The sequence below is a fragment of the Nonomuraea sp. NPDC050394 genome (assembly GCF_044459065.1).
Taxonomy (GTDB): domain Bacteria; phylum Actinomycetota; class Actinomycetes; order Streptosporangiales; family Streptosporangiaceae; genus Nonomuraea.
Genome location: NZ_JBITIO010000004.1, coordinates 87,747 through 102,454 on the forward strand (window position 1 = coordinate 87,747; position 14,708 = coordinate 102,454).

Here is a 14,708-nt window from a genome sequence, read left to right on the forward strand (position 1 = left end):
CGTGGGTTAGGAGGTGGGGAGGGCGTGGAGGGCGGCGTAGGGGCCGTTGGCGGCGAGGAGTTCTTCGTGGGTGCCCTGTTCGGCGATGGTGCCGTGTCGCAGCATCACGATCAGGTCGGCCTGGCGGATCGTGCTCAGGCGATGGGCGATGACGAAGCTGGTGCGGTTGTGGCGAGCTCGGGTCAGCGCCCGCTGGATGAGCAGTTCGGTGCGGCTGTCGACCGAGCTCGTGGCTTCGTCCAGGACGAGGATGACCGGGTCGGCGAGGATGGCTCTGGCTATGGTGATCAGCTGGCGTTCCCCCGCGCTCAGGGCGCCGCCGTCGTGGTCGATGACGGTGTCGTAGCCGTGGGAGAGGGTGCGGATGAAGTGGTCGGCGTGGGCGGCTCGGGCGGCGGCTTCGACGTCCGCCGGGGTCGCGCCGGCGCGGCCGTAGGCGATGTTGTCGCGGATGGTGCCGCCGAACAGCCAGTTGTCCTGGGGAACCATGCCGGTGGCCGCGCGTAGCGTGTCGCGTTTCATGTCGCGGATGTCCACCCCGTCGACGGTGATACGGCCGGACGTCACGTCGTGGAACCGCATCAGGAGGTTGACCAGCGTGGTCTTGCCCGCACCCGTCGGGCCGACGACGGCCACGGTGCTGCCCGGCTCGACGACCAGCGAAAGGTCCCGGATCACCGCCCCGCCGGACACCCCCATGCCTTGGAGGGCGACCGCGCGCTCCAAAGCCGCCGCACGTTCCCAAGATGCCGTGCGCTCCACAGGTGCCGCGCGCTCCAAAGCCGCCGCGCGCTCCGTAACTGCCGCGTGCTCCGTAGCCGCCGCGTGCTCCAGGGCCGCCGCGGGTTCGGACGCCTCGGGCTCGCGGACCGCGGGGCCGTACGTGAAGGAGACCGCGTCGAAGACGACGCGGCCCCGCACCGGCGTGGCCGTCCCGGGCGGGTCCGCGGGCTCCTCCCCGGCGTCGAGCAGGTCGAGGACCCGCGCGCCCGACGCCACCCCCGACTGGATCACTCCCGCCAGGCCCGCCAGCGCCGTCAACGGCCCGCCGAACTCGCGCGAGTACTGGATGAACGCCTGCACGGCCCCCACCGTCAGCCCGCCTGAGGCCAGTTGCAGACCGCCGACGACCGCCACGAGCACGTAGCCGAGGTTCCCGGCGAGCCCGGTCGCCGGGCCGATGATGCCGCTGACGAACTGGGCGCGCACCGACGAGTGGTAGAGGCGGGCGTTGTGTTCGCGGAAGGAGTCGGCCGACTCCCGGCCGCGGCCGTAGGCGGTGATCAGGGTGTGGCCGGTGTAGGCCTCCTCGACGTGCGCGTTCAGCTCGCCCGTGGCCTGCCACTGCCGCGCGAACTCCACCTGCGCCCGCCGCCCCGCCACCCGCGCGAACTGGACCGACAGCGGTACGGTCACCAACGCCACCACCGCCAGCAGCGGCGAGATCCAGACCATCATCCCCAGCGTCCCCACGATCAGGAACGCGGAGTTGGTGATCTGGCCGATGCTCTGCTGCATGCTCTGCGCGAGGTTGTCGATGTCGTTGGTGGTACGGCTCAGCACCTCCCCCCGAGGCTGCCGGTCGAAGTAGGGGACGGGCAGCCGCCCGAGCTTCTCCTCGACCTCCCGCCGCAGGTGGAAGATGGCGCCCTGGACAAGCCGGGTGGTGTGGCGCCGCTGGAGTATCCAGAACATCGCGGAACCGGCGTACACCGCGAGCGCGCCCAGTAGCGTCAGGGACAGCGCGCGGCCGTCGATCCCCCGCTCCGGCCGGATGATGGCGCCGGTGACGACGAGGTCGGTGGCGCGGCCGAGCAGCAGGGGGCCGGTGACGTTGAGGACGATGCTGGCCAGGCCAAGCGCCGCCACCCCCCACAACCGGCGCAACGGCCGCAGAAGCGTCAGCAGGCGCCAGGCCGTACGCCCGAAGCTCATCCGACCAGTTCCTCGCCGAGCTGGGAACGGACGATCTCCCGGTAGACGGGGCTGTCGCGGACGAGCTCGTCGTGGGTGCCCGCGCCCGCGACCCGGCCCTCGTCGAGGACGACGATGTGGTCGGCGTCGAGGACGGCCCGCACGCGCTGGGCCACGACGATGACGGTGGCGTCGGCGGTCTCGGCGGCGAGGGCCTGCCGTACCCGCGACTCCGTGGTGTGGTCGAGGGCGGAGAAGGGGTCGTCGAGAAGGTAGACCGGAGGGCGGCGGACCAGCGCGCGGGCCAGGGACAGCCGCTGGCGCTGGCCGCCGGAGAGGTTGGCGCCGCCCTGGGCGACGGGCGCGTCGAGGCCGGGCACGAAGTCGCGGGCCTGGGCGATGCCGAGCGCGTGCCAGAGCTCGTCGTCGGTGGCGCGCGGGCGAGCGTGGCGGAGGTTGGTGGCCACGGTGCCGGAGAACAGGTGCGGGCGCTGCTCGACCAGGCTCGCCGACCGGGCGAGAAGGCCGGGGTCGAGGGTGGTGGCGTCTTCGCCGCCGAAGAGCACCGTGCCTTCCGTGGGGTCGGACAGGCGGCGGATCAGGCTGAGCAGCGTACTCTTGCCGCTGCCCGTGGAGCCGACGATCGCCGTCGTCGTGCCGGGGCGGGCCACCAGGTCGACGCCGTGGAGCACGTCGTCCTCGGCGCCCGGGTAACGGAAGCGCACGCCGCGCAGCTCGACGCGGCCGGGGGCGCGCATCCGGCGGACCGGGCTCGCGGGCGGCGCCAGGCCGGGCTCGGTGTCCAGCACCTCGGTGACGCGGGCGGCGCAGACCTCGGCTCTGGGCAGGTTCATGATGACGAAGGCGGCGGTGAGCACGGCGGTCTGGATCATGGCCAGGTAGGTGAGGAACGCGGTGAGCTCGCCGGCGCCCAGACCGCCGCCGCCGACCCGCTGCGCGCCCGCCCAGATCACGAAGACGCCGCAGACGTTGACCAGGTTGACGACCAGCGGCATCAGCGCGGCCGACGTGTAGCCCAGACGGGTCGAGACGCCGGTCAGCTCCTCGTTCGCCCGCGCGAAGCGCGCGCGCTCGGCGTCCTGCCTGACGAACGCGCGGGTCACCCGGACGCCCGCGATCTGCTCCCTGAGCACCCGGTTCACGGCGTCGACGCGCTCCTGTACGGCCCGCGACAACGGCCGCATCCTGCCGACCAGCACCGCCGTGACGGCACCGAGAACCAGCGCGAGCGCGGCCGGCAGCCACGACAGCGCGACGTCCTGGAGGACGGCCATCACGATCCCGCCCACGGCCATGACCGGGGCCGCGACGATCACCGTCAGCAGCGACAGCGCGAGCGTCTGGATCTGCTGGACGTCGTTGGTGGTACGGGTGATCAGCGAAGGTACGCCGAGCGCGCCCACCTCTCGCGTGGACAGGCGCTGGACGTGCAGGTACACCGCCTCCCGCAGGTCACGGCCCACCCCCATGGCCGTACGCGCGCTCAGGTGGACGGCGGCGAGCGTGGCGCCGCCCTGCACGAGGGACACGCCGGCCATGACCGCGCCCAGGCGCAGGATCAGCCCGGTGTCGCCGGTGAACACGCCGTCGTCGATGATCACGGCGTTGAGCGTGGGCAGGTAGAGCAGGGCGGCCGTCTGCGCCACCTGCAGGAGGACGACGGCGGCGACCGCGCGGCGACGCGGGCGCAGATGCCTGGCCAGCAGCCGCCAGAGTGCCACGTCGCGCCTCCCTTCACGATCGACTGTAGGGAGGCGCACGTGGGGTGAGGAAGCGGTTCCGCCCCGGGCGTAGCGGCCCGCTCAGATGCTCAGCCGGCTCCCCGACAGCGGCCGCATGGCCAGCCGCATGAGAGCCAGCGCGTTGTCGTCGCCCGCGATCCGGTTGGCGCTGAGCACGCCGCACCGGCGGCATTCGTGGATCAGCAGCCACTCGCCGTCGTCGCGTACGGTCACGCCCAGCGCCTCCATCCGCCCGCCGCACCCGGCGGCCCGGTCGCCCGGCACCCGCCGGTCGAGGTGGAGGCTGCCGAGACAGGACGGGCAGTGGTTGCGGTGCGCGGTGCCCGGCGCGCGCATGGACACGTCCATCCGGCACGAGGCGCACCGGAAGGTCGCCGCCCGCGGCTCCTTACGCCGCTGCGGCCTCCTGATCCGCCCGCGCATCACAGCCTCCCGAACAGCTCGAACGGGAACGGCGGCGACGCCAGCGGGCGTACGGCCATCCGCATGAGAATGAGGACGTTGTCATCGCCGCACGCGGGCGAGGAGACGAGCTGACCACACAGCTCGCACCGGTGCACGACCACCCAGTCGCCGTCGGACGGCACGGCGACCGCGATGGGCGCCATGCGGCTCCCGTCGGTCTCGTGTACGGCCGTCAGGCATTCGGGACAGTGACGACGCCGGTCGTCCGAGGTGACCCCGCACCCCGGACAGGAGAAGTATTCGGACACGTTGGAGGTGCTCCTTGCCGAGAAACCACGTGGAACGACAGCAAGGAAGCGCCGAGCCGCCTAGCTCAGCATGCGATGCGGCAGCCCCGGGACAGCATGAAAGCCCGAGACACGGTAGGCGCGCTCGGCGCGGACCGGGGCATACATCACTGCTTCCTGGGGCTCGGCGGCCCGGTTGATTCACCTTCACGGACATCGCGACGCTACCAGCGCCCCGGCCCACCCGACCACGGGTTTTTCTCCCCATGCCAACCGAACCCGCCTCTCCCCCGTCCCACCCACCCCGAGCGGGGCCAGCATGCGTGTCCACCTGCTCGTCCCCGCCGTCGCGCTGCTCGCCGTCTCGTCCGGCGTCCCCCTGGGCGGCGAGAGCGCCGGGGTGATGAGGTACACGTGCACCACGACCGCTACGGGGCGGGCGCCGGTTCGGACTACCCGCTCACCGTGGAAGGGGCGGCTCCCGCGGACGCCGAGACCGAGCAGCCCAGCGACGCCCGGACCGAGGAGCCCGTGGATGAGGTGAAGACGCCGGTCGGTGGAGCGGAGACGGGTGGGGGCGGTGGGGCCGGGCCGGATGGGCGGGTCGTGGTGCTCGCGGGGCTGGTCATGCTGGCCGGGGCCGGGGCCGGAGCGGGGCTGGCCCGCCGGGCGAGGTCGCGTGGCTAGCCCCGGCGGTTTCGGCGGTCGAGGATGAACCACCAGGCCAGGCAGACCAGACCGAGCACGCACAGGCCGGCGATCAGCAGCGGCGAGGTGACCAGGAAGGCCAGGACGATCGCGATGACCGCGATGACGATCGGCAGCGTCGGAGTGGGCGTCATGTGCTGATTATCGGGCGGATCGGATGGCGTCGGCGACTCTGGTGGCCAGGGCCATGACGGTGAGCGACGGGTTGACCGACAGGGAGACGGGGATCAGGGAGGCGTCGCCGACGTACAGGCCGGAGACGGCGGTCGCGGCGCCGTTGAGGTCGACGGCGCCGCCCATGGGGACGCTGCCCTGGACGTGCGAGGTGGTCAGGCCGGTCCACACCACGCGCCTGGCCCCGGCGGCGGCCAGTACCTCGACCGCGAAGGCCAGGCCGTCGGCCAGGCGGCGGCGTTCCACGGGGGCGAAGCGTTTGCGGAAGACGTCGCCGGGCTCGGCCGTGGCGGTGTTGAGGTCGTTGGCCATGACGAGCAGCCCGGCCCAGTGACGGTACGCGCGCAGGGTCTCGGTCAGCGGCTCGCCCCACAGGGGCAGTCCCGCGGCGTCCACCAGGCTCATGGCGAAGGCCACCGGGTCCTGGATGGTGGTGCCCTCGACGACGAAGTCCTCCTGGTAGTCGAGGCAGTGCGCGGTGATCGGGTAGACCATGTGGCAGTCCTGCGGCTCGTCGAACAAGCCGTAGACGAGCCTCGCGGGGTGCAGGCCGAGTGTGCCGGGCAGGTCGGGGAAGCCGGGGCTGCGCCGGAGGATCTGCGGGGTGTTGAGCGCCCCGGCGGCCAGGACGACGACGGGCGCGCGGGCGACGCCGCCCGCGTGCACGACGCCGGTGACCTTGCCGTTCTCGATGAGGACCCGGTCCACCTCGGCGCCGGTGGCCAGGCGGATCTCGCCGCGGGCCAGGGCGGGGGCGAGCCACGTGTTGAGGGTGTTGCGGCCGGCGTTGGTCGGGCAGCCCTGCAGGCAGGAGCCGCATCGGCTGCAGTTGTAGTCGGTGTAGGACTCGACCGGGGTCAGGTCGGTGCCGAGTGCCCGGAAGCCGGGCCGTACCCGGTGGACGCTGGGCGGCCAGTCGGCGCGGACCCGCACGCCGAGTGTGGCCTCCACCCGCTCGTAGTAGGGCGTCAGGTCGAACGGGAGCTCGCTCGCGGGCGCCCGCAGCGCGACCTTGGTGTTGATCACGGTGGTGCCGCCGACGCAGCGCCCGGACAGGAGGGCGAGGGGGCGCTCGCCCTCGACGTCCGCGAACCGCGCCGGCCACCACAGCCGGTGGTTGGCGCGCAGCTCGAAGCGGGTGTGGTCGGCCGCGCCGCGCAGCTCACCGGCCTCCAGCACCAGCACGTCCAGCCCGGCGCGGCCGAGTTCGGCCGCGATCAGCCCGCCGCCCGCGCCTGACCCGACGACGACCACGTCCGCCGTGTCGTCTCCCCGGTACGGCTCCCGCCGCTCGTCCAGAAAGTCCCAGTCCTTGCGCAGCCGCGCCCCCTGCGGCGGCAGGAACCCGATCGCCTCATGCCCGGTGGGCCCGGTGTGCCCGGGGGCGGAGTAGTCCCCGTAATAGGCCTCGATCGCGACCGCCCGCACCAGGTCGAAGGCGGGATTGCCCACCTGGCCGGCGAGGTCGGCACGGCCCAGTGACGCCAGCGCGGCGGCGAGGCCGGGCGGATCGGTTCTGGCGGCGTACTCGGTGACCCCGATGTCAGCCGATCCCGGAACAAGCCGGTCGAAGACGTTCACAGGAAGGCCGCCCCTCCGTCGACGTTGAGTGTCTGCCCGGTGAGGAACCCGCTGGCCGGATCGCACACGTACAGCAGCGTCGACACCAGGTCGCCCGGTTCCGCCACGCGCGGCACCCGCTGCATGGCCGCCACCCGCTCGAACCCGCCGTCCGCCCCGGTGCTGCGGGCGGCGGTCTCGGTCCTGGTCAGGCCGGGTGCGATGACGTTGGCGGTGATGTTCTCCGGCCCGAGCAGGCTGGCGAGTGAGCGGGTCATGCCGATGAGCGCGGCCTTGGAGGCGGTGTAGGCGACGAGGTCGGGCGGGCCGACGAAGACGGCGCCGGAGGCGATGCTGACGACGCGCCCCCAGCCGGCCTCGCGCAGGTACGGCAGCGCCGCCTGCGTCACCGTGAACGGACCTTCGACGTTGACCCGCAGGATCCGCCGCAGGTCGTCCAGCGTCGTCTTCTCGAACGGGATGGGCGGGTAGACCCCGGCGTTGTTGACCACGATGTGCGGCCCGCCCACCTCGGCGGCGACCAGTGCCATGGCCCGCGTGACCTGGGAGGGTTCGGTCACGTCGACGGTGACGGGCAGGAACGCGGCGCCGATCCGCCGTGCGGTCGCGCTCTGGGCGGCGACGTCGAACCCGGCGACCCGCGCCCCGGCGGCGGCCAGGGCGGCGGCGAACTCCCGCCCGAGCCCGCCGGCCGAGCCGGTCACCACCGCGGTACGTCCGGCGAGACGATCACTCACTGTTGGCTCCATGGGCGAGGTGGAGGATCTCGTGGTAGGTCAGCCGCTCGCCGGCCAGTTCGGCGGCGACGCGGCCTTTGCGGAAGACCAGCACCCGGTCGCAGACCTCGGCCAGCTCGGCCGGGTCGGTGGAGGTGAGCAGCACGACCCGGCCCTCCGCGGCCAGTTCCCGCACGATGGCGTGCATCTCGGCCTTCGCCGCGACGTCGACGCCGCGCGTGGGGTCGTCGAGCAGGACGACGCCTGGCGCGGCCTCCAGCCACTTGGCGAAGACGACCTTCTGCTGGTTGCCGCCGGACAGCCGGCCGGCGAGCTGGTCGGGGCCGCTCGTCCGGATCCGCAGCCGCGCGGTGGCCGCGGCCGCGCGCTCGCGCAGGTCCTTCGCGCGCACCCATGTCCCGGTACGGCCCAGCGCGACGGTCCGCACCTGGGCGATGTTCTCCCAGAGGGGCTTGTCCAGCATGAGGCCGAGGCGCTTGCGGTCGCTGGGCACCACGGCGACGCCCGCCTTGATGGCCTGGCGCAGGCCGCGCGGGCGTGGACCGCCCGCGGGGTGGGCGAGCGTGCCGGCCGAAGGGGTGCGCAGGCCGCAGACGACCTCAAGGACGGCCGTCTGGCCGGCGCCCGCGATGCCGGCCAGGCCGACGATCTCGCCCTGCCGTGCCTCCAGGTCGACGCCGTCGAGGTGGCCTGGCACGTGGACGCCGCGCAGGCGGAGGCCGGCCGTACCGGCGCCGATGCCATTGCCGGTGCTGACGGAAGGTGCGGCACGCGCGGCTGGGGCGGTGGGGCGGTCGCCGACCATCGCGCGCACGATCTTCTCGAGCGTCAGCTCCGCCATCGGGACGGCGCTCAGCGCGTTGCGGCCGTCACGCAGGACCGTGACCTCGTCGCACAGTCGCACCACCTCCTCCAGCACGTGCGAGACGTAGGCGACGGCGACCTGCCGCGAGCGCAGCGCGGCGAGGATGCGCAGCAGCCGGGCGGCGGCGTCGGCCTGGAGTGCCGAGGTGGGCTCGTCGAGGATGAGCACCGCGGGGTCCTCCAGCAGTGCCCGCGCGATCTCGACGAGCTGGCGTTCCGCGAGGGTGAGCTCGCCGACCCGGGTGGTGGGCGGGCGGGTGAGCTCCAGCTCGTCCAGGACCGGTCCGGCCTTGCGCGCCATGGCTTTCCTGTCCAGCAGGAGGCCGCCGCGGCGCAGGTCGCAGGCGGGGAACAGGTTGGCGAGCACGTCCATGTCGGGGAAGAGGCTGGGCTCCTGGGAGACGACGGCGACGCCCCGCCGTACCGCGTCGCGGGTGGTGGAGAAGCGCACGGGCGCGCCGTTCAGCAGGAGCTCGCCCTCGTCGGGCGGGAGGGCGCCGGCCAGGATCTTGACCAGCGTGGACTTGCCGGCGCCGTTCTCGCCGAGGAGGGCGTGGACGCTGCCGGGGCGCAGCTCGATGCGGGCGCCGTCGAGGGCGCGCACGCCGCCGAAGCGTTTGCCGATGCCCGAGGCGAGGTACATGGGCTATTTCGCCTCGCTCATCGGCCGCAGCCTGCCCTGGATGCCGCTGAAGAACTCGTCGGCGCGGCTCTTCAGCCATTCCCGTTTGGCCTGGTCGGAGGCCTGTCTGGCGGTGATCTCGCCGACGTTGGCCTTGGTGACGAGCAGGTGGCCGGGGTCCACCCAGCCCTCGGGCAGCGGCTTGCCCGCCTTGGCGGCCTCGGCCAGCATGCGGATCGCGACGTAGCCCTTGAAGTAGTGCTCGGGGGACATGGCGGCGAAGCTGGTGCCGTCCTTGACCGCGGCCAGCGTCTTGGGGTCGAGGTCGAAGGCGCCCACCAGGTACGAACCCCCGGCGGTCTGCTTGGCCTTGGCCAGGTTGTAGGCGTCCTGGTCCCCGGTGCCGAGGAAGGCCAGCGCCGTCGGATGGGCCTTGACCAGCCCGTTCCAGATCTCGAAGTTGGCGGCGGGGTCGTTCTTGGTCTCGAAGGGGCCGAGCACCTTCACCCCGGGCAGCTTCTCGGCGAAGGCCTCCTTCATGCCGTTGGCCCGCTCGTCCAGCACGGGAACGCCCGGGTTCGGCGTGCCGATCACCACGTCGCCGGAGGCGTCCGGCGGCAGGAGCTTGATGGCTTCGAGCGCGAGCTGCTTGCCCGCGCCCCGGTTGTCGTTGCCGACGTAGAGGCCGACGTTGCTGCCGGGGGCGGGCACCGTGTCCACGCCGACCAGCCGGATCTTCCGCGCCGCCAGGTCGGCCAGCGGCCGCACGAACAACTCCGGCGCCAGGTCCTCGATCGCGATGCCGTCGGGCGCGGTGCGGCCGAGGTCGCCGAAGAGCTTGACCTGGGCCGGCGGATCCACCGAGTTGGGGGCGCTGATCTGCAGCTCGACCCCGCCGACCGCGTCGGCGCCGAACTGCCCGCCGGCCGCCATCTCCTGCGCGAAGTCGGCGTCGGTGGTGGCCAGCGAGAACCCGATCTTCGGGGCGCCGGAGGAGGTGGGGCCGCCACCGGAGCAGGCGGCGGTCAGGACGAGGACGGCGATCAGGGCGCGTTTCACAGTGATTCTCACAGTGCTTCCCTAGAGCTGGCGGAGCCGCGGCGGCGCAACAGGGCGTCGAGCGCGACGGCGAGGAGGATGACGATGCCCGTGGCGAACAGGCTCCAGTTGATGGGGACGCCGAAGTACACCAGGCCGCTGGCGACCGTCCCGAGGATCACGGTGCCGAGCACGGAGCCCCACACGGTGCCGGAACCGCCGCGCAGCGGGGTGCCGCCGATGATCGCGGCGGCGATGGCCTGCAGCTCGTAGCCCTGGCCGATGGTCGGCTGGCCGGAGGCGAAGAAGCCGAGCGTCAGCACGCCCGCCACCCCCGCCAGCGCGCCGGACAGCACCAGCACCTGGAGGCGGACGCGCGGGATCGAGATGCCGGAGAAACGCGCGGCATCGGGGTTCGAGCCGATCGCGCGCACCCGGTAGCCGAACGGCGTGGCCTTGAAGACCACGGTCAGCGCCACCGCGACCGCCGCCAGGACCCAGATCGAGGTGGGCAGCCCCAGCAGGTCGCCGCCCACCACGGTGAAGAAGGCGTCCTCGCGTGGCAGCCCGGCCACCTGGCGGCCCTCGCTCAGCGCCAGGGCCAGGCCGCGGAAGACCGACAGGGTGCCCAGCGTCGCGATGATCGACGGGATGCCGAGCGTGTTGCACAGCGCCCCGTTGACCAGGCCGAGCACGGCGCCCACGGCCACGCCGGCCGCCGCGGCCAGCCACGGGTTCACGCCCGAGCGCATCATCATGCTGCCCGCGATGAGGCTGAGCGCGTAGGTGGATCCGACCGAGAGGTCCAGCTCGCGCATGGCGAGCAGGTACGTCATGCCGCAGGCCAGCACGCCGATGAAGGAGGCCTGCCGTACCACGTCGATGAGCTGCGCGCGGTCGAGGAAGGCGGGGTGGAACAGCCCGATCGCCACCACGAGCACGACGAGCACCACGACGACGCCGAACTCGTCCACACCGAAGACACGCTTCACGCCGTCTCCCTAGAACGGGTAGGTCTCGATCGCGCCCTGGACGGTGATCCAGCGCGTCTCGGTGAACGCCTCGACGTTGGCGGCGGCGCCGCCGAAGCGGGATCCGGTGCCCGAGTGGGCCACGCCGCCGAACGGGGCGACCGCCTCGTCGTCCACGGTCTGGTCGTTGACGTGCGCGATCCCGGTCGGGATGCGCTCGGCCAGGTCGAGGCCGCGCATGGCGTCGCGGGTGAGGATGGACAGCGACAGCCCGTACTCGCTGCCGGTGGCCAGCGCCACGGCCTCGTCCTCGTCGCGGAAGGTGAGCACGGGCGCCACCGGGCCGAAGACCTCCTGGGCGTAGGCGGGGCTGCCGGGGGTGAGGCCGGTCAGCACGGTCGGGCGGTAGAACAGGCCGTCGTAGGTGCCGCCGGTGACCACCTCGCCGCCGGCGCCGACGAGCGCGTGGACCTTGTCGCGCTGACCGGCGTCGATGAGCGGGCCGAGCGCCACGTCCTGGGTAAAGGGGTCGCCGACCGGCAGCGCGGCGGCTTTGGCGGCCAGCTTCCCGACGTACTCGGCGGCGACGGACGCGTGGACGAGGTGACGGCCGGCGGTCATGCAGATCTGACCCTGGTGGAAGTAGGAGCCCCAGGCACCGGCGGAGACGGCCCGGTCGAGGTCGGCGTCGTCCAGCACGATCAGCGCGGAGTTGCCGCCGAGCTCCAGGTGAGCCCGCTTGAGGTGGCGGGCCGCCGCCTCGCCCACCTTTCTGCCGGCGGCCGTGGAGCCGGTGAAGGAGATCACCCTGACGTCCGGGTCGGCGACCAGGGCCTGCCCCACGTCGGGGCCGCCGGGCAGGACGTGCAGCAGTCCCTCGGGCAGGCCCGCGTCCTCGAAGACGCGGGCGATCGCGACGCCGCCGCACACGGCGGTGCGCGGGTCCGGCTTGAGCACGACCGCGTTGCCCAGGGCCAGGGCGGGCGCGACGGAGCGGATGGCCAGGATGAGCGGGGCGTTGAACGGCGCGATCACCCCGACCACGCCCGACGGCACCCTCCTGGCCAGGCTGAGCCGCCGCTTGGCCGAGGGCAGGATCTCGCCGATCGGCCGGGAGGCCAGCGCGGCGGCCTCGTGGCACTCCTGGGCGGCGATGTGGGTCTCGAAGCCCGCCTTGCCGCGGATGGAGCCGGACTCGCGCATGATCCACTCGTGGAGTTCGGCCGCGTGCTGCTCGAAGGCCAGGCCCGCGCGACGCAGCACGGCCGCGCGTTCCTCGAAGTTCGTGCGAGCCCATTCCGGCTGTACGGCCCGGCCGCGCCGGGCGGCGGCCGCGACGTCGTCCGGGGTGGCCAGGCCGATGGTGCCGAGGCGGGCGCCGGTGGCGGGCTCGGTGACGGGGGCGGTGGCGGCGGCCCGCGTCCAGGTGCCGCCGAACAGGCGTCCCGTCCACGTGGACGGGTCGAGCAGGGTCATGGGGGTGGGCCTCCTGCTGTTGTGGCCTTGCGGGGGGTCGGCGTCAGGGGGTGACGGCGATATCGAGGAGGAGGGGCTGGGTGCGGTCCAGGAGGCTGGGGATGACGCCGTCGAGGACGTCCAGCAGTTCGTCGTGGCCGGTGATGCGGCGGGCCGGGCAGCCGAACGCGGTGGCCAGGCCGCTCAGGCTGACCTCCTCGAACGGGGGCCATGGGGGCTTGCCCGCGTCCGCCGCCTCGGCCAGCTGGTCCATGACCGCGTACCTGCCGTTGGCCAGCACCACGAACAGGGCGCCCACCCGGTAGCGTGCGGCGCTCCAGAGTGCCTGGATGCCGTAGATCGCCGACCCGTCGCCGACCACCGCCACCACCGGGCGGTCGGGCAGCGCCATGCGCAGCCCCACCGCGGCGGGCAGCGCGAAGCCCAGGCCGCCCATGGCCGCCGACACGAAACCCAGGGGGCGCCTGGCCGGGAGTAGCCGGTGGAGTTCCGGCCTGGACGACGGGGTCTCCTCGACCACGATCGTCTCGGGCGCCAGCCGTACCGCCAGGGCCGCCAGGACGTGCGCGGCCCGCAGCGGCTCGCCGACGCCCGGGTCCACCAGGCCGTGCGCGTCGGCGCGATCGTGCTGGGCGGGCACGACCCAGCGGGGCTCCCACGTTCCTTCCGCGGGCTCGTCCGTCGCCCACCGGCCCCCTCGCTGCACGGGCCCGCCGTCGCCGGCGCCTTGTGCGGGCCCGATGTCGCTCGTGCCTTGTGCGAGTCCGATGTCGCTCGTGCCTTGTGCGAGTCCGATGTCGCTCGTGCCTTGTGCGAGTCCGATGTCGCTCGTGCCTTGTGCGGGACCGATGTCGCTCGTGCCTTGTGCGGGACCGATGTCACCCCTGCCTTGTGCGGGTCCGCCGTCGACCGTGCTTTGGGCGGGTCGTTCACCGGTGGCCCATCGCGGGTTCACGGGCGCGGGCGGCTCAAGCCCGGGGTCCCGCTCGGCCTGGTGGTACGCGGTCACCGGGTTCGTGGCCGCCGTCCGTGGCGGGGTGGGTCGGGGGTGGAGGTGGGTGGGCAGGTGTTCGCAGACGGTGGCGGGCGAGGCGAGGATGGCGAGGTCGGCGGGGGCACGGTGGGCCTCGGACGGGTCGTCGGTGACCACCGCGATCCGCGTGCCGGGGGTGACGAGGTGGCCCGGCTGGTAGGGGTTGTGGCGGAAGACGGGGGCGCCGACCGCGAGCACGAAGTCGTGGCCCGACAGGATCGTGCGCTGCTGGGCCCGGCCCGAGGGCAGGACTCCGGCGTACTGCGGGTGGTGCTGGGGGAAACCGGCCCTGGCGCCGAACGACTCCTGCCAGACCGGGCAGGCCAGCCGTTCGGCCAGGGCGACCAGGGCGGCCCAGGTGCGCGGATGGTCGGCGCCGGCGCCGGCGACGATCACCGGGGAGGCGGACTCGTTCAGGAGCGCGGCCAGTTCGATGGCGGCGTCGAGGGCAGTCGCGCTGGGCCGCAGCAGCGTACGGGGAGCGGCGACGACCTGGTCGGGCGGCATGACGCTGAGCCAGTCGTCCATGGGTACCACCACCAGGGCGGGTCCGCGGGCGGTCTGCGCCTCGTGCCACGCGCGGGCCACCGCGCCGGGCACGTCCTGGGCCCGCGCGGGCATCGCCCGCCACACGGGGTAGTCGCCGGCGAGGCCGTCGAGCCGGCCGGTCAGGAACGGCTCCAGCGCCAGGTGGCGGCGGTCCTGCTGGCCGGCGATCACGACCAGCGGCGCGCGGTTGACCCGGGCGGTGGCCAGGGCGCCGACGGCGTTGCCGAGCCCGGCGGTGGTGTGGACGATCGCCAGCGCCGGGCGGTCGGTGGCGATGGCGTGGCCGGTCGCCATCCCCACCACGGAACCCTCGTGCAACGCGAGAACGAACGTCAGGTCGTCGGGCAGCCCGGTGAGCAGGGACACCTCGCTGGAGCCCGGGTTGGCGAAAAGGGTGGTCATGGCATAGCGCCGAAGCACGTCAAAGGTGGCGTCTCGGACCGTCTGCATCATCGCCTCGATGTTCGTATGCCGCACAGTCGTTCGCACAGTGTGCGTTTCCGTGACGGTAGGCGGTGATCGGGGTCACGTCAATGGATAGATGTTCGCTGTCCATACGAATGTACGGATGGCGAACACGTTCTAT

13 protein-coding genes are annotated in these 14,708 nt (G+C 73.2%); 1 reads left to right on the top strand and 12 read right to left on the bottom strand.

The window, feature by feature from the left end; translation table 11 throughout:
- Positions 1–6: 6 nt before the first annotated feature.
- From ACIBKY_RS17970 to ACIBKY_RS17985, 4 genes are all read right to left on the bottom strand, one after another.
- Positions 7–1,935, bottom strand: coding sequence for an ABC transporter ATP-binding protein (locus ACIBKY_RS17970; protein ID WP_397097774.1), 1,929 nt, complete (start codon positions 1,933–1,935; stop codon positions 7–9).
- Positions 1,932–3,656, bottom strand: a complete 1,725-nt coding sequence (locus tag ACIBKY_RS17975) for an ABC transporter ATP-binding protein (RefSeq protein ID WP_397097775.1) — start codon at positions 3,654–3,656, stop codon at positions 1,932–1,934. Before ACIBKY_RS17975 ends, ACIBKY_RS17970 begins: the two co-directional genes overlap by 4 nt.
- An 81-nt stretch (positions 3,657–3,737) precedes the next feature.
- On the bottom strand, positions 3,738–4,100 hold the full coding sequence (locus tag ACIBKY_RS17980) for an RNHCP domain-containing protein (protein WP_397097776.1): 363 nt from the start codon (positions 4,098–4,100) through the stop codon (positions 3,738–3,740).
- Entirely contained in the window at positions 4,100–4,390 is a 291-nt protein-coding gene (locus ACIBKY_RS17985; protein WP_397097777.1) for an RNHCP domain-containing protein, read from the bottom strand. The genes ACIBKY_RS17980 and ACIBKY_RS17985 overlap by 1 nt, the downstream gene beginning before the upstream one ends.
- Positions 4,391–4,783: 393 nt before the next feature.
- Between ACIBKY_RS17985 and ACIBKY_RS17990 the strand changes: the two genes are divergently transcribed.
- The gene (locus tag ACIBKY_RS17990; RefSeq protein ID WP_397097778.1) at positions 4,784–5,056 is read left to right on the top strand and encodes a hypothetical protein; all 273 of its coding nucleotides are present in this window, start codon (positions 4,784–4,786) and stop codon (positions 5,054–5,056) included.
- Here the strand turns inward: ACIBKY_RS17990 and ACIBKY_RS17995 are convergent.
- Genes ACIBKY_RS17995 through ACIBKY_RS18030 form a run of 8 tightly spaced genes read right to left on the bottom strand, consistent with a single transcriptional unit; the run spans position 5,053 to position 14,575 of the window.
- Positions 5,053–5,211 (bottom strand): hypothetical protein, encoded by a 159-nt coding sequence (locus ACIBKY_RS17995; RefSeq protein WP_379619543.1) that lies wholly within the window; start codon positions 5,209–5,211, stop codon positions 5,053–5,055. The genes ACIBKY_RS17990 and ACIBKY_RS17995 overlap by 4 nt on opposite strands.
- Positions 5,212–5,218: 7 nt before the next feature.
- The gene (locus tag ACIBKY_RS18000) at positions 5,219–6,832 is read right to left on the bottom strand and encodes a GMC family oxidoreductase N-terminal domain-containing protein (RefSeq protein WP_397097779.1); all 1,614 of its coding nucleotides are present in this window, start codon (positions 6,830–6,832) and stop codon (positions 5,219–5,221) included.
- Positions 6,829–7,569: an SDR family NAD(P)-dependent oxidoreductase gene (locus ACIBKY_RS18005; protein ID WP_397097780.1), complete on the bottom strand. Its 741-nt coding sequence runs from the start codon at positions 7,567–7,569 to the stop codon at positions 6,829–6,831. The genes ACIBKY_RS18000 and ACIBKY_RS18005 overlap by 4 nt, the downstream gene beginning before the upstream one ends.
- Positions 7,562–9,076, bottom strand: a complete 1,515-nt coding sequence (locus ACIBKY_RS18010) for a sugar ABC transporter ATP-binding protein (protein ID WP_397097781.1) — start codon at positions 9,074–9,076, stop codon at positions 7,562–7,564. The genes ACIBKY_RS18005 and ACIBKY_RS18010 overlap by 8 nt, the downstream gene beginning before the upstream one ends.
- 3 nt (positions 9,077–9,079) lie before the next feature.
- Entirely contained in the window at positions 9,080–10,126 is a 1,047-nt protein-coding gene (locus ACIBKY_RS18015) for a sugar ABC transporter substrate-binding protein (protein ID WP_397097782.1), read from the bottom strand.
- The gene (locus ACIBKY_RS18020) at positions 10,123–11,085 is read right to left on the bottom strand and encodes an ABC transporter permease (protein ID WP_397097783.1); all 963 of its coding nucleotides are present in this window, start codon (positions 11,083–11,085) and stop codon (positions 10,123–10,125) included. The genes ACIBKY_RS18015 and ACIBKY_RS18020 overlap by 4 nt, the downstream gene beginning before the upstream one ends.
- A 9-nt stretch (positions 11,086–11,094) precedes the next feature.
- Positions 11,095–12,540 (bottom strand): benzaldehyde dehydrogenase, encoded by a 1,446-nt coding sequence (locus ACIBKY_RS18025; RefSeq protein ID WP_397097784.1) that lies wholly within the window; start codon positions 12,538–12,540, stop codon positions 11,095–11,097.
- A gap of 43 nt (positions 12,541–12,583) precedes the next feature.
- Positions 12,584–14,575: a thiamine pyrophosphate-dependent enzyme gene (locus ACIBKY_RS18030; RefSeq protein ID WP_397097785.1), complete on the bottom strand. Its 1,992-nt coding sequence runs from the start codon at positions 14,573–14,575 to the stop codon at positions 12,584–12,586.
- Positions 14,576–14,708 lie beyond the last annotated feature (133 nt).

What these genes read in the sequence shown, in the direction of transcription:
- ACIBKY_RS17970 (WP_397097774.1), bottom strand. Translation starts at nt 1,935, where the DNA reads ATGAGCTTCGGGCGTACGGCCTGGCGCCTGCTGACGCTTCTGCGGCCG.
- ACIBKY_RS17980 (WP_397097776.1), bottom strand. Translation starts at nt 4,100, where the DNA reads ATGCGCGGGCGGATCAGGAGGCCGCAGCGGCGTAAGGAGCCGCGGGCG.
- ACIBKY_RS17995 (WP_379619543.1), bottom strand. Translation starts at nt 5,211, where the DNA reads ATGACGCCCACTCCGACGCTGCCGATCGTCATCGCGGTCATCGCGATC.
- ACIBKY_RS18010 (WP_397097781.1), bottom strand. Translation starts at nt 9,076, where the DNA reads ATGTACCTCGCCTCGGGCATCGGCAAACGCTTCGGCGGCGTGCGCGCC.
- ACIBKY_RS18025 (WP_397097784.1), bottom strand. Translation starts at nt 12,540, where the DNA reads ATGACCCTGCTCGACCCGTCCACGTGGACGGGACGCCTGTTCGGCGGC.
- ACIBKY_RS18030 (WP_397097785.1), bottom strand. Translation starts at nt 14,575, where the DNA reads ATGATGCAGACGGTCCGAGACGCCACCTTTGACGTGCTTCGGCGCTAT.